This is a genomic window from Thiohalophilus sp. (genome assembly GCF_034522235.1).
Classification (GTDB): domain Bacteria; phylum Pseudomonadota; class Gammaproteobacteria; order UBA6429; family Thiohalophilaceae; genus Thiohalophilus.
In genome coordinates, this window is record NZ_JAXHLN010000003.1 from 1,612,450 (window position 1) to 1,630,066 (window position 17,617).

Consider the following 17,617-nt stretch of genomic DNA (forward strand, 5'->3'; position numbering starts at 1 on the left):
GACATAGTATACGGCAGACCCCGATGGCAAGGCGATATTCAGGATGACTGGACACATCTGGAAGACACCTTGACTCATTGAATTAAAAGTAATGCGAGCTGTCACTGTCCGCTTTGGGCGGGACGTACTCGGGATCGTTGGGATTGAGGAAAATAAAATTGAATTCCCCCGACTCCAGCTCCACGAAATCCAGTGTAGCGCCCTGCAACAGAGCGACGCTGTCCGGCGGCACCATCACCGAGACGCCTTCGGAGGTGTAGCTGATGTCATTCTCATCCTGCTGATCGGCAAAGCCCATGGCGTACTGGATCGATCCGGCGTCATCGCGTTTGGCGGCGATACGGATGGGCATGCCTTCCATCTGGTTCTGCTTGGCCGATTGCTTGATTTGTTCCGCGGCTTTGGGCGTCACCGTAATCATAAGGACTCCTTCGTTTCGATTGCCTGACAGAGGTTCGCTGACTGGATGGTTAATATCCCAGTCATTTAGTCAATTATACATCAATTCCGTTCTCGCGGGTGCGCCGGACAAAGTCGATAAAGCGTCGGGCCCAGTGGTGGCGCGCTGTATCGCGCTGGTGAGCGTAGCAGGCCAGCAGGTTTTTGTGGATCAATCCGTCGTGCTCGCCATCAATGCCGGTGCCGCGCAGCACCCGGTAGGCGAAGCGCTGGGGCTGGGCCAGATTTTCGAGCGCGGAATAGTGAAACTCATGGGCGGGGAATTCCGCCTGCGGATCGGCGGGCGCGGCAGTCGCCCAGGGGCTCTCGTCGGTCTCGCGCAGACGCACGTAACCGCGGCCCTGGGGGCGGCTATGCATGACCACATCCGCGGGAATGACGCCGACCATGGGCGCTGTCTCGCCCTGCCAGCGGATCTGACGACACAGATACATCAGGCCGCCACACTCGGCATAAGCAGGCAAGCCGCCTTCAATCGCGCTGTGAATGGCCTCACGCAGGGGCTGATTGGCCGCCAGTTCCGTCAGACGGGATTCGGGGAAACCGCCGCCGATGAACAGCCCATCGATCGCCGGCAACTGGCGATCGTGCAGGGTGTCGATGGGGACCAGTTCGGCGCCGGCTTGCTGCAGCGCCTCGAGATCACCGGGATAGTAAAAGCCGAAAGCCTCATCCCGGGCGATACCGAGACGGATATCCGGCGGCCGGACCGGCGCCGGGGCCGTCGGTAGTTCGCTGGCGGGCAGGGCCGGCGCCTGGCGGGCCAGGGTCTGGAGCCGGTCCAGATCCACCTGCTGGGCAATCAGCTGGCCGATGGCTTCGATTTTCCCGGTGGCCTCGGTGTTTTCATTGCTGGGGATCAGCCCGAGATGGCGCTCGGTAATGGCCAGGCGTGTATCGTGATAGACGGCACCGACCACGGGCAGATGGGTATAGTGCTCGATGACGGCGCGCAGTTTGGCTTCGTGGCGGCTGCCGCGGATCTGGTTGAGAATCACCCCGGCAATATTGACCTGGGGATCAAACGCCTGATAACCGAGGATCAGCGGGGCGATCCCCCGGGTCATCCCCTGCACGTCAATGACCAGAATGACAGGTGTTTCGGTCAATCGGGCCAGTGCGGCATTACTGTTGCTGCCTTCGATATCCAGTCCGTCATACAGACCCTTGTTGGCTTCGATCAGCGCCAGATCGCTCGCTCCGGCCTGTTGTTGCAGGGTCTGCAGAATCTCGTCCCGGGACATGGTGTAAAAATCGAGATTATGACAGGGGTGCCCGGCCGCCTGACCCAGCCACATGGGATCGATATAGTCCGGCCCTTTTTTGAACGGCCGGACATCGAGTCCCCGCTGCCGAAACGCCGCGCACAGTCCGATCGACAAGGTGGTCTTGCCGGAAGACTTATGGGCAGCGGAAATGAGCAAGCGGTTCATGATGTGAGAGACTGAATTATTAACATAATAATGTTGAATGTTGAATTTTGAATTACAGGTTCGTATTTAATCCAACATTAACCATTAACCATTAACCATTAACTGTTCAACATTACATTTCGTTCTCTGCGGTAAATGCTTTTTGGCGTCCGATTAAAAAAGGGGACACAGTCGAAACCGGGTCCCCCTTATATGGTGATGCTGGGTTAAAAATCAATCAGGCAGAATGATGAGGATCGACATCCTCATCGGCCAGGCTGGTGGGCATGAATCGCAGGATCTTGACCGCCAGGGCGACCATGATCAGGGCCACGGCCATACCGCCCAGTCCCAGCAGAACCTCCCAGATGCTCGGGGCATAGTGTGCCACCTGACCATCAAAGAAGCTGCTTTCGATCACTTCCTTACCGGGGAAGATTTCCAGCGGATAGGCCTGACCGCCGATAATCAGGACATACAGCTGGATGAAGCCGCCGATGATGACCAGCAGGGCGCCCAGTCCAACCAGCGTCCGGTTTTTGCCTGTGCTCGGATGGTAGAACAGGAGCAGCGGCAACAGGGAGCCGATCACAATCTGGCCAATCCAGAACAGCTGGGGGTAAATGCCGCCATCGCGCAGAATGAAGGCTTCAATGCCGTGATGCTCGGTCGCATACAGATTGGTCAGATGGTAGGCCAGGACAAAGTAGAGCACACCGGCCACAAACACACCCAGCAGGTTTTTCAGACGCCGGAAGAGGGCATCGCCCAGCGGCCGGCCGGTCCATTTATAGGCGGCCATCAGGACCAGCAGGAAAATCGCCAGACCAAAAGAGAAGGACATGGCAATGAACAGCGGCGCCATGATGGCGGCATCGTAGCCCTGGCGGGCAACCAGGAAGCCGAAGATGGAGCCGGTACCGGTGGTAAGAATCAGGCGCCAGAGGAAGGCGGCAACACCGACCGGCTTGCTGTATTTATTCATGCTCTGCTGCATCATCATCCACAGGTAAACGGCGACGATAACAAAGAAACCGTTATACAGAATGATATTCCAGGCAAAGATCGATTTGAAATTGTAGTAGGTCATGGCGATGATCAATCGATCGGGGCGACCCAGATCGAGCACCAGAATCATCAGGCCGCCGGCGAGCAGGGCAATGGCCAGCAGTCCGGAGAGTCTGGCCAGTGGTTTGTAAGCCGTTTTATTAAATACGGATGAGATTGACGCGACGTTGAGCGCGCCGGAGGCGGCGACGATCAGAAAGATCGCGAAGATATGCGGTGTGCCCCAGACAACGGCGTTGTTCATCCCGGTAACATAATGGCCATGATGTTCCATGACATACCAGGCACCCAGTGCGACCAGAATGATGGCGCCGAGGATGCCGAGGAGGGCAAGATAGCCGAAGCTCCGGCCTTCAATTTCCATGAACTGTACGTTTTTCATTTCGACTGACAACCTGCTTTGTAGATTTTGTTATAGACCCCGGTAGCGAACGCCGGTGTTCAGCCCCAGATCGGCGCGTAATTCCTTACCACCGTATTGCTTGAGCTGACGGGAGATTTCGCTGTTCGGATCCTTCAGATCGCCAAAGTACATGGCGTTGTGATTGTCGGCATTGCAGGCCTCGACACAGGCGGGCGTGCCGTTCTCGTCGACCCGGTGTACACACATGGTGCAGGATTCGACAGTCCCTTTGCCGCGGGGCGCCACGACCTTCTGATCTTCCAGATCTTCGTGGACAAAAGAGCGGGCCTTGTAGGGGCAGGCCATCATGCAATAGCGGCAGCCGATACAGATGTGCTTGTCGACCAGTACGATGCCGTCGGCCCGTTTCATCGATGCGCCGGTGGGGCAGACATCGACACAGGGCGGGTTTTCGCAATGCTGGCACATCAGAGGCAGAGACTGGACGTGACCGGTCTGCTTGTCCTTGATGGTGACCTTGCGAATCCACTGGGCTTTCTGGTGCGGACCGGACTTGTCTTCACTGGCATCAGCCCGACCCCAGCCGTTTTCATCCATGCAGGCGGTGACACAGCTGTCACAACCTTTGGCACACTTGTCGGTATCGATCAGGATACCCCAGCGCTGTTCGCTGGTAGCGGCCTGATCCGCCGGGCGGGCATGCACCTGGCGCAGGAAAACCCCGGGGGCGACCGCCATACCGGCTGCAGCGGCGGCTTTACCGAAAAAGTGCCGGCGCGACAGGTCCGCGTTGTATGTCTTGTCAGTCATTATTGTTGGTCTCCTTCAGTCAATACCTGCAAGGTTTCGACGGAGAGTTTTTTCCCTTTCAGAGCCATCTTGCCGTGGTGGGGATTATTACCGCTATTGAAGGTATGCCGATAATCGGTATCTTCAGGCGTATCCCGGTGGCAGCTGAAGCAGTCGACACTGACCGAGGCATAATTGTGGCAACTGCTGCAAAAATGCTCGTCTTCACCGAAGCTGGCAAATTGGCCGTCTTCTTCGGGAGTGACATGGCAGTTGATACATTCCGCCAGGCTGAACTTGTCGGTCCGAATGCCTTCACGCAAGGTATCGTCGCGCTTGTGCATCAGTTCATCCATATGGTTTTTACGCATGTACTCGACCGGCGCAACGCAACCATATGCCTCTGTCGCCTTCTCTTTGGCTTTGGGAATTTCAGGTGAAGGTGTATCACCTGCCAGCACAGTAAAGGGCAGGGCAATAAGCCCTGCCATTATTGTTGTTTGTATCAACTGTCGTAGTGACACCGTAACTACTCCTGCTCGTTGTTATTCACCCATTGCCCATTGCCATGTCGATGTAGCCGGTCGGGCAAACATCGGCGCAGATGTGGCACCCGATACAACGTGAGTAATCGGTGGCAACATAACGGCCCATGGTATGTTGGTCCTTCGGCACACGATAGACGGCATCCTGCGGGCAGTAGATGACACAGTTATCGCATTCGAAGCACATGCCACAGCTCATGCAGCGATCGGCTTCTTCACGGGCCTGCTCATCACTGAGACCTTTCATACGTTCCTGGAAGTGGCCCAGTACATCGCCGGCTGACGGGACATCTTCCTGACGCTTGAGGCGCGGCGTGTATTTAAAGTGGCCCAGGAACAGTTCATCCGCCGGAATGATTTCATGCGCCGAACGATCTTCATAGTTATGCACGGCCCATTCCGCGCCGGCGGTGCCCCATTCAGATTCATGAGTATAATCTTCGGGTTCCAGGCCGGCTTCACGCAGCTTGCTCAGCAGGTTGAAGTGGTGCTTGTCGACCTTCGGACGCTTGCCCAGGTTTTCCGCTTTCAGATAGTGATCAATGCTTTCTACCGCGATGGAGGCCTGACCGATGGCGGTGGTCAGCAGATGCGGACGCACGATATCGCCGGCGACAAAGTGTCCCGGTTTGTTTGGTACCTGGTAGTGCTGATCGGCATCGATGAAGCCACGATCGTTACCCAGATCTTCAAAGCCTTCCAGCTTGCCGCCCTGGCCGATCGCGGAGACCAGCAAATCCAGTTCGATGTCGTACTCGGAGCCTTCGATCGGGGTCTTGCCGTCATCTTCCATTTTTTGTACCCGCAGTGCCTTGGCACGGCCCTTGTCATCGAGAATCACTTCCATCGGGTTAACACGGTCGACAATATCGACACCTTCACGCAGGGCATCGTTGACTTCGTGCTCGGCGGCAGCCATGTCCTTGACCGGTGAACGGGACAGCAGCATAACCTGCGCGCCCTGACGGGTGGCGGAAGAGGCGACATCGTGCGCCGTATGGCCCAGAACAATGTTTTCCGGACGGTCATTTTCGTTAATTTCAGTGATGTGACCCAGACGACGGGCAACGGAGGCCACGTCGATGGAGGTATCACCGCCACCGACTACCACGACTTTTTCAGAAACCAGTTGCAGACGACCGTCGTTAAAGGCTTCCAGGAAGTCGACACCGGTCAGCACATTCTGCGCACTGTCGGCACCGGGGATCGGCAGCTTGCGGCCGGTCCAGGTACCCACGGCCCAGAGAATGGCGTCGTAGTCTTTTTCCAGCTGTTCGACAGTCACATCCTTGCCAACCCAGGTGTTGAGTTTGACTTCGACACCCATGTCGATGATGCGGTCGATTTCACCGTCCAGTACGTCACGCGGCGTACGATAACCGGGGATACCGTATTTCATCATCCCGCCGAGCGTGGCGTGGTTCTCGAAAACGGTGGCGCCATAGCCCTTGCGGCGCAGCTGGAAAGCCGCGGCCAGGCCGGCGGGTCCGCCGCCGACAATGGCGACTTTCTTGCCGTTGTCCTTGCCGACTTCGAACTTGTATTTGTTGGACAGGCCGGTGTCGCCAATGAAGTGCTCGACGGAGTTGATACCCACGTAATCTTCAACCTGGTTACGGTTGCAACCGTCCTGGCACGGGGCGGGACAAACACGGCCCATGACGGAAGGGAACGGGTTGGCATCAGTCAAACGACGGAACGCATATTCCTGCCAGTCCATACCTTCGGGCGGTTGTTCGATACCGCGAGCAATATCCAGCCAGCCACGAATGTCCTCACCTGAGGGACAGCTACCCTGGCAGGGCGGGGTACGGTGCACGTAAGTCGGGCATTTGTTTGAAGTATCTTCGTTGAAGATCTTGTCCGACCAGGAAGCCCAGTCCTCAGTAGTTTCACCGTCCTTGAATAGACGGAAGGTTAGCTTGGTGTTCATATCGTCTTGGGAAGTCGCCATGCCTGTTCTCCTATGCGATGTCGGTTATTACCGTCAAATCGTAAAAAATTTAAGCTTCTGCTTCAGTGTCACTGTCATTATCGTCACTCGGCGCATCGCTGAGAACGAGTGCCTCGCTGACGAGCTGATGAACACTGACAATGTCAGTCATACCGAACCCGTAGTAGGGTAGGACCTTGGTAAACTGGCTTTTGCAAATCGCGCAGATTGCCGCCACGTTGGTTACGCCATTGTCTTCCACAACGCGTTTGTATGCTTCCATACGCGGTTGGGCACCCTTGACGCGGAGTTCCATAAGATCGTCGGTCAACAGGCCGCCGCCACCACCACAGCAAAACGTGGCTTCGCCGATGGCGTCGGCGGGCATGTCGACAAAGTTGTTACATGCCGCCCGAATGATCGCGCGGGGGATATCGAACTGACCCCCGGCTTTGTCACCCATACGTGAAGCGCGTGCCACGTTACAGGAATCGTGGAAGGTGAGGGTCATGTGGTCGTTCTCGGACTTGTCGAATTTCAGCTTGTCCTTCTGAATCAGGTCGTAGGTGAATTCGCAGATGTGCTGCGGCACCGGATAGTTGGGATCCAGGAAGTCGAAGGGTCCGGCCAGTGTATTCAGGAAGCTGTAGGCGACACGCCAGGCATGGCCGCATTCACCGAATACGATGCGTTTGACGCCCAGATCCTCGGCGGCTTTGCGGATGCGCAGGGACAGACTGCGCATGTTTTCGTAGCTGCCGATGAACATGCCGAAGTTGGCGGCCTCGGAAGCGTAGGAACTCATGGTCCAGCTCACACCGGCTTCATGGAAGACCTTGGCATAACCGATCAGACCGTCCACATGGGGCTCGGCGAAAAAGTCGGCGGAGGGAGTGACCAGCAGGATTTCCGAGCCTTTTTGATCCAGCGGGAACTTGACCGGTACCCCGGTATCTTCCTCGACTTCTTCTTCGAGGCCTTCCAGGGTATCGGCCAGGGCCGGTTCGGGCAGACCCAGGTTGTTACCGATGGTGGCGGCCTTGCCGATGATTTCGTTGCAGTACTTCTGACCCACGCCGATGGTATCCATGATTTCACGGGCGGCCATGGAGATTTCGGCGGTATCGATGCCGTAGGGGCAGAATACCGAACAACGCCGGCACTGGGAGCATTGATGGAAATAGCTGTACCAGTCGTCGAGGACATCCCTGGTCAGGTCCTTCGCGCCAACCAGCCTGGGGAAGTACTTTCCGGCAAAGGTGCGATAGCGGCGATAGACCTGGCGTAACAGATCCTGACGCGCCACCGGCATGTTCTTCGGATCGCTGGTGCCCAGATAATAGTGGCACTTGTCGGTGCAGGCGCCGCATTTGACGCAGGAGTCCAGATAGACCTGAAGGGAACGGTAACGTCCTCTCAGATCATCAAGCTTTTCCAGTGCTTTTTCTTCCCAGTTATCCACCAGCTCGCCGGGAAAGCCCAGGGCTTCCTGGAACTGTACCTTGGCCACATACGGCTTGCTGTGTGCCATTACCCCTTCTTTAAGCTTGGGGATAATCGGGTATTCACGCAGTTCTGGTGTTTCGAAGTCTGCCACGTCAGTAATCCTCTAGCGACTTTCCTGTGTATTTACTTTTCGAGTTCAGCAGCCCACGGCGCGAGATGGCGTTTTTCCCGCGGATTGTCGACCTGGTTGCGGCTCGGGCTGAAGAACACACCCGGGGCGTGCAACAGTTTGCTGATCGGGAAGATGATCATCAGCAGGGCAACCAGTGTCAGATGAGTGAGCAATAAAAGATCACTCGGCAGCGGTTCAATGCTGAAACGTAGCAGGCCAAGGAAAAAGCCTTTAACCATGACAATGTCAGTATGGGTGACAAAGGTCATAAGCATGCCGCTGGCGCCAATTGCAATCAGCAGCAACAGCATCAGATAGTCGGATGGCGCGGAAATGTAACGTACGCGATCCACGAAAATGCGCCGGGCAAACAGGCCGAGCAGGCCGATGACCATGGCGTATGAGGCATATTTGCCAAACGGTTGAATCAAATCAACCCAGAACCAGGTTTCTGCCTGGAAGTAACGCAGATGGCGCAACAAAACCAGCAACAGACCAAAATGAAACAACCAGCCAAACAGCCAGGTCCACTTGGTTGCCTTGAACAGACTGGTGAACAGTACAACTTCGTGTACCATTCGTAATACAACACCGGAACGACTCACGGGAGCCGGTGTCGTGGGAATCTTTAATGGTGCCGGTGTGCGCGCATACAAGACAATCTTGCGCACCAAACCAACAACCAGCAGCAGGGTTGCCGCATAAAATAGTATTGCGTAAGTCACGGGCAGCGCCGACATGCTACTGTTCCCTCTACGTTATCTCGTTGTAATTATCGATTTACATCAGTGATATAGAATAGAGGGGAGTAAAGCTCCCCTCGGATTCCGTAGCGCCAGAGCCTAGACGCAACCTGTCGGCTTGGGCAGACCGGCATATTTACATGCCTGCTTGCCGGGGCCATAGGGGAACAGTTCGTACAGGTACTTGCTGTTACCTTTTTCCTTGCCCAGTTTCTTGCCGATAGCCTTGGTCAGTACACGAACAGCCGGTGCGATCTGATACTCTTCATAGTATTCACGCAGGAAGTTGATGACTTCCCAATGGTTTTCATTCAGATCCTGGCCTTCGTCTTTTGCCATATATTCGGCAACTTCCGGAGTCCAGTCAGACAGGTTTGACAAATAACCTTCTTCGTCGACTTCCAGCTCTTTGCCACCTACGTTGATAGTACCCATCGTTTATCTCCTATTAAGATACTCTGTGTGTGGATTTACTCATTAAGTCCATGCGCTGACTTTGTCGTTATCGACAGTCAGCTGAACGAAACCGCTGTAGTCGACAACCTTGACGCCGTCGATCAGCTTGCTTTCGTCGATGCCTCGGGCTTTCAGATCAGGACCCAGAACATAGAAAGAGACATCTTTCATGGCACCTGATACTTTGTCAGCAGACGCTGCGCCCTTCATCGCACCATAAACCCCGTCTTCATACAGCATGACGGAGCTGCCTTTGAGAGCGTGACTAATGGCGCTATCGAGGGAATTACGCTCAAAAGGCGATTTATTTACAGTGTGTAAAATCGGCATTGTTTTCTCACCCTATACTTAGAAGCTCAATACGACGTCGGACTCATCCATCAGTTTGGCGAGTTCCTCGGCAGAGACCACCTTGATGGAATCTTTTTCCGCCCAGTCGTCATCTTCGTCTTCATATTTCAGATCGAGGAGATCCTCGACGGTCAGACCGCGCGCGTCGAGCGACTCTTTTTCAACATAAATCTTCTGAACATCATAGTCGCCCAGAGCAGAGTAGGTCGGCGAGAAGTTCTTAATGCCGAGCCCGGATGTGTCCTGGCCTTTCATGATCTGGTAAACACCATCATCAACAAATGCCAGAGAGACGTCCTGTTCAAATGCGGCACCGATCAGTACGACTTCCAGGGATTCCCAGGCATAGACCGTACCGTAGGGCGCCCGGCGGTTCAGATATAAAAAATTCTTAATATCAGACATAAGGCACCCCTAATCAGTCACCAAATACCATGAGACGATCCGCCTGAACACAGCCTTCAATCAGCTGCCCCAGACCAGAGATACGAAAACCGGGAGCAATGTTATTGCCGTCCTTACCGTTTCGACTCTGTTCGCCTTCATCAACAATACCGCGGCGTTGAGCGGCTGCGACACAAACCACCAGATCCAGTTCGTGTTTGCTGGCCAGTTCAGACCAGGTCTTCACGATGTTCAGATCATCCTGCGGTGGAGTGGTGTAGCGTGTACCGTTATTTACGCCATCATGATAGAAAAATACACGAAAGACCTCATGACCCGCATCCAGCGCGGCCCTGACAAAGTTCAGGGCCGATGTGGAAGCTTCATGATTGTAAGGGCCTTCGTTAACCTGAATAACATACTTCATCTGATTAACGTCCCCTTTGTTTAGAAGCGGATGTGGGTTGAAGCGTTCAGACTGCTGCGGGCACCACGCCAGTTATCGATGTGATACTTGGTGAACGGCAGACCGGTCACTTCAAAGAAACGGGGCCAACCGATACGCTCGATCCAGTCGTTGACACGCTCCCAGTCTTTCGCGCCTTCCTTGTATTCCTTGAGAATGCGCTTGACGATGGCAGTTGCTTCAGGCCAACGCGGCGGATTGTTCGGAATACCGGAGGCAACCAGTTTCTGGAAGGTCGGCTTGCTACGGGCGTTGGAGTGGTTACCACCCACCCAGATAGCCAGCTTGGTGTGTTCCGGATCATTGATCTGCATCGGCGGGCAGGGCGGGAAGCAGGCACCACAGCAGATGCACTTCTTCTCATCGACTTCAAGAGAAGCCTTGCCGTTAACCATCGCCGGACGAATCGCGGCAACCGGGCAACGGGCCACAACCGAGGGACGTTCGCATACATTGGCAACCAGGTCGTGGTTGATGCGCGGCGGCTTGGTGTGCTGAACGTTGATCGCGATATCACCTTGACCGCCACAGTTGATCTGGCAGCAGGACGTAGTCATATGCACCCGGTTGGGCATGTTGCAGTTCTGGAACTCATCGACCAGCTCATCCATCATCGCCTTGACCACGCCAGAGGCGTCGGTACCCGGGATGTCGCAGTGCAACCAGCCCTGGGTATGCGACATCATCGCTACCGAGTTACCGGTGCCACCAACGATGAAGCCGGCATCGGTCAGTGCGGTGATCAACGGGTCAACTTTGGATTCATCGGATACCATGTATTCGATGTTACTGCGGATGGTGAAACGCACGTAGCCGTCACCATACTTTTCGCCGATTTCAGTCAGCTTGCGCAGTGAGTAGACGTCCAGAATACGCTGGGTACCGGCCTTGACGGTCCAGATTTCATCACCACTATGGGCGACGTGGCGCAGAACACCCGGGCGCGGGTGTTCGTGGAACTTCCACAGGCCGAAGTTTTTGCGCATTACCGGATGCATGTACTGGAAGCCGTCGGGGCAACCAGATTCAATAGGTTGACGCATGTCTTCGTATGCCATCATTCTCTCCTGATTGAGTTAATCTTGCTTAATCTGTCAACCTTACTGGTTTAGCCTGCTGCTTCTTCAGTCTTGCGGGCAAACCATTTCTCGGCTTCTTCGTCCCAGCCGTCAGTACGAACATAAGAAGACTGACGCGGGTTGTTGACCATGTGCGGATCGACCTCGATACCAACTCCTTCAAGGAAGTTGACCAGGCCGATACGCTCGATCATTTCACCGGTACGCTCATGTTCCAGGGCGTTCTCGGCAAAGAAGTCGATGGTTTCCTCGGCGATTTCGACCAGACGTTCGTAGTCTTCTTCGCTTTCCATCTTCATGAACGGAACGATAACGGTACCCATCAGGTCACCGATCTTCAGGGTACGCTTACCGCCGATCAGCAGGGTGATACCGCGGTCGTCGCCGGGAGACAGTGCCTTGTTCATGACGTTCAGGCAGTGCATGCAACGTACGCAGTTGTGGTTGTCCACTTCCAGCGTGTCGTCGTCTTTCAGGCTCAGCGCCTGGGTCGGGCAACGGGTTACCACGTTGTCGATCACATATTCACGGCCTTTAGCTTTGACGAAGTTCTTGACTTCTTCCTGATCGACTTTCATGTCGTCGCGCCAGGTACCGATAACAGCGAAGTCGGCACGCTCGATGGCGTTAACGCAGTCGTTCGGGCAGCCCGAGACCTTGAACTTGAACTTGTAGGGCAGGGCCGGACGATGCACGTCGTCGGTGAAGTTGTTGACCAGCCAGCGCTGAATACCGTGTTCGTTGGCACAGGACTGTTCGCAACGGGCTGAACCGACACAGGACATGGCGGTACGTACGCACGGACCGGCACCGCCGAGGTCCCAGCCGTATTCGTTGATTTCGTCGAAGAAGTGCTGGGTACCCTTAGTGGTGGTACCGATGAACATGATGTTGCCGGTCTGACCGTGGAAGGTGACCAGGCCTGAACCGTGTTTTTCCCAGCTGTCGCCGAGCTGGTTCAGCATGTCTGTGGTGTAGTAGTTACCTGCCGGCGGCTGAACGCGCAGGGTATGGAATTCGCGGGAAGCGGGGAATGCGTCGCCAACTTCGGAGAAGCGCGGGATGATGCCGCCGCCATAACCGAATACAGAAACGGTACCGCCTTTCCAGTAACCCTTGCGGGTTTCGTAAGAGTGCTCCAGCTGTCCCAGCAGGGAGCTGGCCATTTCATTGATTCGTTCGTCGGGATGATCGTCGCGCAGACGCTTAAAGCCGGAAATAAAGCTGGGCCAGGGGCCTTTCTCCAGCTCATCCAGCATCGGAGTGTCATACATTTTCTTTGCAGCCATGGTGTTCTCCTTAAGGGGTTACCCAAATAAGCCGTTGTACGTTTTACCTTCAAACCCCACCAAGCCGTGGGATTAACACATCTTTTAAAGTTACTGCGAAGTCTATGCCGCAACATTTGTGACGAGTATCATACTGATGGGGTGAATTGGCCCCCCCGGGTTATCCCTTATGGGGTATATCCACCGATACTACATCTAGGGGCTGTCAGCCCGTCTATGTACAATTGTCGCCCTGTTTCGTGTTTCCAGCTGCCGACGACATTGACTCCGGGGCTGTATTACCAGCTGGGTATTCGTCCAGCGGTCGCGGTATGCTCTAATCAAGCCCCGGTAATCGACCGCTTGTCAGGCGAGTCGCCGGTTTACAGAATCCGCTTTGGATTCATCCTGGCCTATATTATTAAGGTGGCCGTTGTCATGCCGGCGATATGTTTACATACCCGAGTAAAACAGTCGGGACGCCTCGTAAAATGTGGGCGTATTCTACTGATGAACAGGCAGAATGCAAATCATTAATGCACCAATAAAAAACGCGGGTGTCGCCGCTTTTGATCTCGACAATGCGCGAGCCTATCGGCAATGGCGGGAGCGGCGACTGGCGGGCTATCCGACCATCGCGGCCCAGCTGCGGGTGCCGGTAGCCGATCCCCGACAGCTCAGCGAAGACGAGCTGGCGGCCCTGCGCGATCGGGTTCGTCGCTGCAATATGGCGATCTACGCGATCGATCCGGCGCAGGCGGGGCGCGAACCGATCCGTCGTCTGGGCCGGCAGCTGGGGCTCGAGCACCTGGATGGCAATCTGTGTGCCGACGAGGACAGCATTACCGCCTTGCAGGTGATCCCCGAGGGGCGTCAGCAGGGCTATATTCCCTACAGTAATCTGCCGCTGAGCTGGCACACGGACGGATACTATAATAAGGGTGATCAAATGATTCGGACCATGCTGCTGCACTGCGTGCGTCCGGCGGCCAGCGGCGGGGAGAACGCCCTGCTGGATCATGAAATCGCCTATATCCACTTGAGAGATACCGATCCCGCCTATATCTCGGCCCTGATGGCGGCGGATGCGATGACCATTCCGCCCAATGTAGAGCAGGGGGTGGAAATTCGCGGCGCCCGCAGCGGGCCGGTCTTTTCCGTCGATGACCGCACTGGGAGTCTGCATATGCGCTATACCCATCGTCAGCGCAATATCGAATGGAAAACCGATACCCTGACCCGGGAGGCCGTGGCCTGCCTGCGTGAGTTTCTGGCCAGCGATTCGGAATACATCTTCCGGCATCGGCTGGCACCGGGCGAAGGCATCGTGTGTAACAACGTGCTGCACAGCCGCAGCGGTTTCGACGACGACCCGGCGCAGCCGCGGCTGCTGTACCGGGCCCGGTATTATGATCGGATAAGTGAGACGTAAATGACAAGGCAACCACTGAGCACACTGAATGCACTGAAATCACCGAAGTGATCTATCGCATTCACTCATTCAGTGAGTTCGGTGACTTCGGTTTTTTCGGTGGTTAACTGATGTATCGGATATTAATAAATGGCGACAACAGGATTGGATTATGCTCTGGTTAAGTGAAGTGTTACTGCAGAACCACGATCTGGAAAATTTTGAACAACTGGAAAAAGTGATCGTGGAAAAGGCCCAGGAAGGGGAAATGTTTTTTCGGATGGATGTGAAGCCGCCGTTCCACGATACCCCGGAAAACTGGGAAGAACGCCTGGAAGCGGTATTTACCGCCCGAACCTGAATGAGACGCGAGGTGTTGTCACGTGTTCTGGACTGAAGAGAACGACGAACAGGAACAATTTGCCATCCCGGAGAATGTGCTGGATGTGGTCTTTGCTGTGCAGGACTGCCCCTGCCTGCCGGCCGAGCACGCCTATTCCCTGTCGCAGGCCCTGCATGACGCGCTGCCCTGGCTGTATGAAGAGGAGCGGGTCGGTGTCCACCCGATTTACGGCGCGGAAAGCGGTAACGGCTGGCAACGGCCGGCGGATCCCGATGCGCCGATCTATCTTTCCCGGCGTCAGAAAATGACCCTGCGGGTGCCGCGCGAGCGGGTCGAGGATGCCATGCAGTTATCCGGCAGTACACTGGAGATCGATGATGGCTACAGCCTGACGGTGGGCGAGGCCAAAACCCGTCCGTTAAGTGATTTGCCGACCCTGTTTGCCCGCAATGTGGCCACCGAACCGGGACTGAGCGAGGAGGCCTTTCTGGCCCGGGTCGCCGAGGAGCTGCGTGAGCTGGACGTTCAGGTCAAGAAAATGATGGCCAGTATCGAGCGCGATATCCGCACGCCCGACGGTCCGCTGCACACCCGCGGGCTGATGCTGGCCGATCTCAAGCCGGAAGATTCGGTGCGTCTGCAGGAAACCGGGCTGGGGTCCCATCGCAAGCTGGGTTGTGGCCTGTTTGTGCCGCAGAAGGGTATCAAGGCGGTCTGATTCGCAGCCAATATGGCCGAAAATTCACGAAAAGTATTCACCCTGCGGCCTTTTTTTGGTTTAATAAGCGCCCTTTAATATTCGGCAATTATAATTTTCGATACGGTTTATTGATACTGACTTGATATTACAGGGGACAAGTAAAAATGGGTTACGAACTGAACGGCAAGACCATTGAGACCAACGAAAACGGCTACCTGCTGGACCACAACGAGTGGAACGAGGAGCTGGCCCAGGTCATCGCCAATGAGGAAGGGCTGGGTGAGCTGACCGACAAACATTGGGATATCATTAACTACCTGCGTGATGAGTACATCAACAATGCCGGGACCCAGCCCAATGAGCGCACCATTCTCAAGGCCATGGGCGAGAAATGGGGTACCAAGATCGGTCAGAAGGACACCTTCTCCCTGTTCCCCAAAATGCCTTCCAAGCAAGGCGGCAAGGTCGCCGGGCTGCCGGAAAGCCGTCGCAAGGGCGGGTATTAATTCCGGCATAGACCAAAAGTGATATAGGCGGGGCGGGCCCGGCCTGCTAAATTGACCCACAATCACGAATTCAGATACTATTTATATAAATAGAGAGCGAGGTAACCGCTATGAGCTCAAAAGCAGAAAAGATCGCCAAGCTGATCGAAATGCAGAAGCAATTCATCGAATACGAACAGACCCACGGCGTGGATCCCAGGGACTACTACGCACCGGAGTCCGGTCACATGCTGGAAGGCTATCGTCAGCAGTACCGTGACCTGGCGATGGACGTGCTGGAAGAGGCCCACAAGACCGTGGGTTCCAAGGCCTTCAGCTAATCGCCTTAACGCGAAATAGCTAATAAAAAACGGGGCCTTGCGCCCCGTTTTTCATGTAAATTATAGCAAATTTCCTCTTTTCGGACTCAATATATAATTAACGCGGAGGTCGCAGAGGCGCGGAGACGCAAAGATATAATTTTGAATGTTGAATTATGAATTTTGAATTACGGTGTGGCATTCCAAATAATTCAAAATTCAGCATTCAGAACTCAACATTGTTATCTTCCTCCGCGTTTTTATCACTGTTCTATCGATTGCTCAGATCTCGGCCCACATGCGAAACAGGTTTGAATAGGCGATATCCACCTGTCGGGTTTCGTCGTCGTCGGGACGTTGCTGCAGCAGGCTCTCGCGGGCCTGGTTGAGGCCGAACAGCAATTCTCGCTGTGCGGGGTCCCGGATCATGCTCTGGGCCCAGCTGACGGCCACCAGGCGGCTGCCACGGGTCACCTCGCTGACGTGGTGCAGGCTCGAAGAGGGATAGATGACCGCATGCCCGGCCGGGAGTTTGATCGACTGACTGCCGAAGCTGGTGCGGATCACCAGTTCGCCGCCGTCGTATTCGTCCGGGCTGTTGAGAAACACCGTGCTGGAGACATCCGAACGATAGCGGCCCTGGGCGGGACCCATGATGGCATCGTCCACATGATCGCCATAGGCCATACCCGGTTGATAGCGCGCGTAATAGGGCGCAGCAATTTTGGCCGGCAGGGTGACGGACTGGTACAACGGATGCTTGACCAGATTGCCCATCACCAGATTGTTCAGCTGTTCCAGTTGTTCGGCGTCAGCGGCCAGCTCCTCGTTCTGTTTAACCCGTTCGGCCGCCATGCCGGCGGAGAGTTTACCATCGACGAAACGAGCGTTTTCCAGTACCGAACGGATATAGTCGAGCCGCTGTTGATCCAGTACATCGGGTATTGTCACAAGCATTACGTGGTGTCTCTGTGGCAGTGATTCGTTACAATAATACCAAATTCATGTCAGACCATGTGGCTGATCGAAAGGAGTTAAGTGATGATACTGAATATCATGGCGGATGGACAAAGTATTCCGCTGGAAGTGCCGGAGAACATGCTCAACGAAGCCAGGCCGGTGTTTGACAAGATGGATGCCGACATGGATAACGGCTGGCAGATGGGCCGGGACTGGCTGGATAATCCGGATCCGGAGCAACGTTGTCAGATCGCCGCGGACAAGCTGTTGACCGCGCTGGAGACGGACAATCGCAATATGGCGCAAATGATGGCCGCCTATATTCTCAGCAAGGCGCCGCAGGTCGAAACCGTGGTGATCGACACCAACGGTGAAATGACCGAAACCCATTTCATGTAATCCCTCGCCGCCGGCCGCCGCCTGTCGGGCGGCAGCAGCACAAACGCTATTCACTCATCGGCCC

Annotated in this window: 21 protein-coding genes; 6 read left to right on the plus strand and 15 right to left on the minus strand. The window is 55.2% G+C overall.

All coding sequences use genetic code 11. From position 1 onward, the window contains the following. Positions 1–82: 82 nt before the first annotated feature. The 14 genes from U5J94_RS10795 to dsrA all read right to left on the minus strand — a co-directional run bounded on the left by U5J94_RS10795 (position 83) and on the right by dsrA (position 12,956). Positions 83–421, minus strand: coding sequence for an iron-sulfur cluster assembly accessory protein (locus U5J94_RS10795; protein ID WP_322565645.1), 339 nt, complete (start codon positions 419–421; stop codon positions 83–85). Between the two features lie 73 nt (positions 422–494). Then, positions 495–1,892, minus strand: coding sequence for a cobyrinate a,c-diamide synthase (locus U5J94_RS10800; protein WP_322565646.1), 1,398 nt, complete (start codon positions 1,890–1,892; stop codon positions 495–497). A gap of 217 nt (positions 1,893–2,109) precedes the next feature. Continuing rightward, on the minus strand, positions 2,110–3,321 hold the full coding sequence (gene nrfD, locus U5J94_RS10805; protein ID WP_322565647.1) for an NrfD/PsrC family molybdoenzyme membrane anchor subunit: 1,212 nt from the start codon (positions 3,319–3,321) through the stop codon (positions 2,110–2,112). A 30-nt stretch (positions 3,322–3,351) separates the two neighbouring features. Further along, a complete protein-coding gene (gene dsrO, locus U5J94_RS10810) occupies positions 3,352–4,113 on the minus strand; it encodes a sulfate reduction electron transfer complex DsrMKJOP subunit DsrO (RefSeq protein ID WP_322565648.1) in 762 nt (253 codons plus the stop codon). Then, positions 4,113–4,616, minus strand: coding sequence for a hypothetical protein (locus tag U5J94_RS10815; RefSeq protein WP_322565649.1), 504 nt, complete (start codon positions 4,614–4,616; stop codon positions 4,113–4,115). The genes dsrO and U5J94_RS10815 overlap by 1 nt, the downstream gene beginning before the upstream one ends. 25 nt (positions 4,617–4,641) lie before the next feature. Beyond that, positions 4,642–6,591 (minus strand): NAD(P)-binding protein, encoded by a 1,950-nt coding sequence (locus U5J94_RS10820; protein ID WP_322565650.1) that lies wholly within the window; start codon positions 6,589–6,591, stop codon positions 4,642–4,644. A 49-nt stretch (positions 6,592–6,640) separates the two neighbouring features. After that, the gene (gene dsrK, locus U5J94_RS10825; protein ID WP_322565651.1) at positions 6,641–8,167 is read right to left on the minus strand and encodes a sulfate reduction electron transfer complex DsrMKJOP subunit DsrK; all 1,527 of its coding nucleotides are present in this window, start codon (positions 8,165–8,167) and stop codon (positions 6,641–6,643) included. Positions 8,168–8,199: 32 nt separating this feature from the next. Continuing rightward, entirely contained in the window at positions 8,200–8,928 is a 729-nt protein-coding gene (locus U5J94_RS10830; protein WP_322565652.1) for a respiratory nitrate reductase subunit gamma, read from the minus strand. 102 nt (positions 8,929–9,030) lie between these two features. Continuing rightward, on the minus strand, positions 9,031–9,366 hold the full coding sequence (locus U5J94_RS10835; protein ID WP_322565653.1) for a TusE/DsrC/DsvC family sulfur relay protein: 336 nt from the start codon (positions 9,364–9,366) through the stop codon (positions 9,031–9,033). Positions 9,367–9,408: 42 nt separating this feature from the next. After that, the gene (gene tusB / locus U5J94_RS10840) at positions 9,409–9,717 is read right to left on the minus strand and encodes a sulfurtransferase complex subunit TusB (RefSeq protein ID WP_322565654.1); all 309 of its coding nucleotides are present in this window, start codon (positions 9,715–9,717) and stop codon (positions 9,409–9,411) included. Positions 9,718–9,735: 18 nt separating this feature from the next. Continuing rightward, on the minus strand, positions 9,736–10,143 hold the full coding sequence (gene tusC / locus U5J94_RS10845) for a sulfurtransferase complex subunit TusC (RefSeq protein ID WP_322565655.1): 408 nt from the start codon (positions 10,141–10,143) through the stop codon (positions 9,736–9,738). Between the two features lie 13 nt (positions 10,144–10,156). Further along, entirely contained in the window at positions 10,157–10,549 is a 393-nt protein-coding gene (tusD, locus tag U5J94_RS10850) for a sulfurtransferase complex subunit TusD (RefSeq protein ID WP_322565656.1), read from the minus strand. Positions 10,550–10,569: 20 nt separating this feature from the next. Then, positions 10,570–11,646: a dissimilatory-type sulfite reductase subunit beta gene (dsrB, locus tag U5J94_RS10855; protein WP_416224221.1), complete on the minus strand. Its 1,077-nt coding sequence runs from the start codon at positions 11,644–11,646 to the stop codon at positions 10,570–10,572. 50 nt (positions 11,647–11,696) lie between these two features. After that, positions 11,697–12,956: a dissimilatory-type sulfite reductase subunit alpha gene (gene dsrA, locus U5J94_RS10860; protein WP_322565658.1), complete on the minus strand. Its 1,260-nt coding sequence runs from the start codon at positions 12,954–12,956 to the stop codon at positions 11,697–11,699. 502 nt (positions 12,957–13,458) lie between these two features. Between dsrA and U5J94_RS10865 the strand changes: the two genes are divergently transcribed. From U5J94_RS10865 to U5J94_RS10885, 5 genes are all read left to right on the plus strand, one after another. Further along, positions 13,459–14,367: a TauD/TfdA family dioxygenase gene (locus U5J94_RS10865; protein ID WP_322565659.1), complete on the plus strand. Its 909-nt coding sequence runs from the start codon at positions 13,459–13,461 to the stop codon at positions 14,365–14,367. A gap of 151 nt (positions 14,368–14,518) precedes the next feature. Beyond that, the gene (locus U5J94_RS10870) at positions 14,519–14,707 is read left to right on the plus strand and encodes a hypothetical protein (protein WP_322565660.1); all 189 of its coding nucleotides are present in this window, start codon (positions 14,519–14,521) and stop codon (positions 14,705–14,707) included. Between the two features lie 22 nt (positions 14,708–14,729). Next, complete coding sequence (cas6, locus tag U5J94_RS10875; protein WP_322565661.1) at positions 14,730–15,407, plus strand: type I-MYXAN CRISPR-associated protein Cas6/Cmx6; 678 nt, start codon at positions 14,730–14,732, stop codon at positions 15,405–15,407. A gap of 146 nt (positions 15,408–15,553) precedes the next feature. Beyond that, positions 15,554–15,895, plus strand: a complete 342-nt coding sequence (locus tag U5J94_RS10880; protein ID WP_322565662.1) for a TusE/DsrC/DsvC family sulfur relay protein — start codon at positions 15,554–15,556, stop codon at positions 15,893–15,895. Between the two features lie 110 nt (positions 15,896–16,005). Further along, positions 16,006–16,215, plus strand: coding sequence for a hypothetical protein (locus U5J94_RS10885; protein WP_322565663.1), 210 nt, complete (start codon positions 16,006–16,008; stop codon positions 16,213–16,215). A 261-nt stretch (positions 16,216–16,476) separates the two neighbouring features. Here the strand turns inward: U5J94_RS10885 and U5J94_RS10890 are convergent, their stop codons facing one another. Further along, positions 16,477–17,151 (minus strand): Fe2+-dependent dioxygenase, encoded by a 675-nt coding sequence (locus U5J94_RS10890; protein ID WP_416224168.1) that lies wholly within the window; start codon positions 17,149–17,151, stop codon positions 16,477–16,479. Positions 17,152–17,235: 84 nt separating this feature from the next. Here U5J94_RS10890 and U5J94_RS10895 point away from each other — a divergent pair, with 84 nt between their 5' ends. Next, positions 17,236–17,553, plus strand: coding sequence for a hypothetical protein (locus U5J94_RS10895; protein ID WP_322565665.1), 318 nt, complete (start codon positions 17,236–17,238; stop codon positions 17,551–17,553). Positions 17,554–17,617: the final 64 nt, after the last annotated feature.

Bases quoted from the DNA above. Each gene is read 5' to 3' on its own strand.
- dsrB (WP_416224221.1), bottom strand. From the start codon at position 11,646: ATGGCATACGAAGACATGCGTCAACCTATTGAATCTGGTTGCCCCGAC.
- U5J94_RS10885 (WP_322565663.1), top strand. From the start codon at position 16,006: ATGAGCTCAAAAGCAGAAAAGATCGCCAAGCTGATCGAAATGCAGAAG.
- U5J94_RS10830 (WP_322565652.1), bottom strand. From the start codon at position 8,928: ATGTCGGCGCTGCCCGTGACTTACGCAATACTATTTTATGCGGCAACC.
- tusC (WP_322565655.1), bottom strand. From the start codon at position 10,143: ATGTCTGATATTAAGAATTTTTTATATCTGAACCGCCGGGCGCCCTAC.
- U5J94_RS10870 (WP_322565660.1), top strand. From the start codon at position 14,519: ATGCTCTGGTTAAGTGAAGTGTTACTGCAGAACCACGATCTGGAAAAT.
- nrfD (WP_322565647.1), bottom strand. From the start codon at position 3,321: ATGAAAAACGTACAGTTCATGGAAATTGAAGGCCGGAGCTTCGGCTAT.
- U5J94_RS10865 (WP_322565659.1), top strand. From the start codon at position 13,459: ATGCAAATCATTAATGCACCAATAAAAAACGCGGGTGTCGCCGCTTTT.
- dsrO (WP_322565648.1), bottom strand. From the start codon at position 4,113: ATGACTGACAAGACATACAACGCGGACCTGTCGCGCCGGCACTTTTTC.
- dsrA (WP_322565658.1), bottom strand. From the start codon at position 12,956: ATGGCTGCAAAGAAAATGTATGACACTCCGATGCTGGATGAGCTGGAG.
- U5J94_RS10890 (WP_416224168.1), bottom strand. From the start codon at position 17,151: ATGCTTGTGACAATACCCGATGTACTGGATCAACAGCGGCTCGACTAT.
- tusD (WP_322565656.1), bottom strand. From the start codon at position 10,549: ATGAAGTATGTTATTCAGGTTAACGAAGGCCCTTACAATCATGAAGCT.
- tusB (WP_322565654.1), bottom strand. From the start codon at position 9,717: ATGCCGATTTTACACACTGTAAATAAATCGCCTTTTGAGCGTAATTCC.
- U5J94_RS10835 (WP_322565653.1), bottom strand. From the start codon at position 9,366: ATGGGTACTATCAACGTAGGTGGCAAAGAGCTGGAAGTCGACGAAGAA.
- U5J94_RS10820 (WP_322565650.1), bottom strand. From the start codon at position 6,591: ATGGCGACTTCCCAAGACGATATGAACACCAAGCTAACCTTCCGTCTA.
- U5J94_RS10795 (WP_322565645.1), bottom strand. From the start codon at position 421: ATGATTACGGTGACGCCCAAAGCCGCGGAACAAATCAAGCAATCGGCC.
- U5J94_RS10895 (WP_322565665.1), top strand. From the start codon at position 17,236: ATGATACTGAATATCATGGCGGATGGACAAAGTATTCCGCTGGAAGTG.
- U5J94_RS10800 (WP_322565646.1), bottom strand. From the start codon at position 1,892: ATGAACCGCTTGCTCATTTCCGCTGCCCATAAGTCTTCCGGCAAGACC.
- U5J94_RS10880 (WP_322565662.1), top strand. From the start codon at position 15,554: ATGGGTTACGAACTGAACGGCAAGACCATTGAGACCAACGAAAACGGC.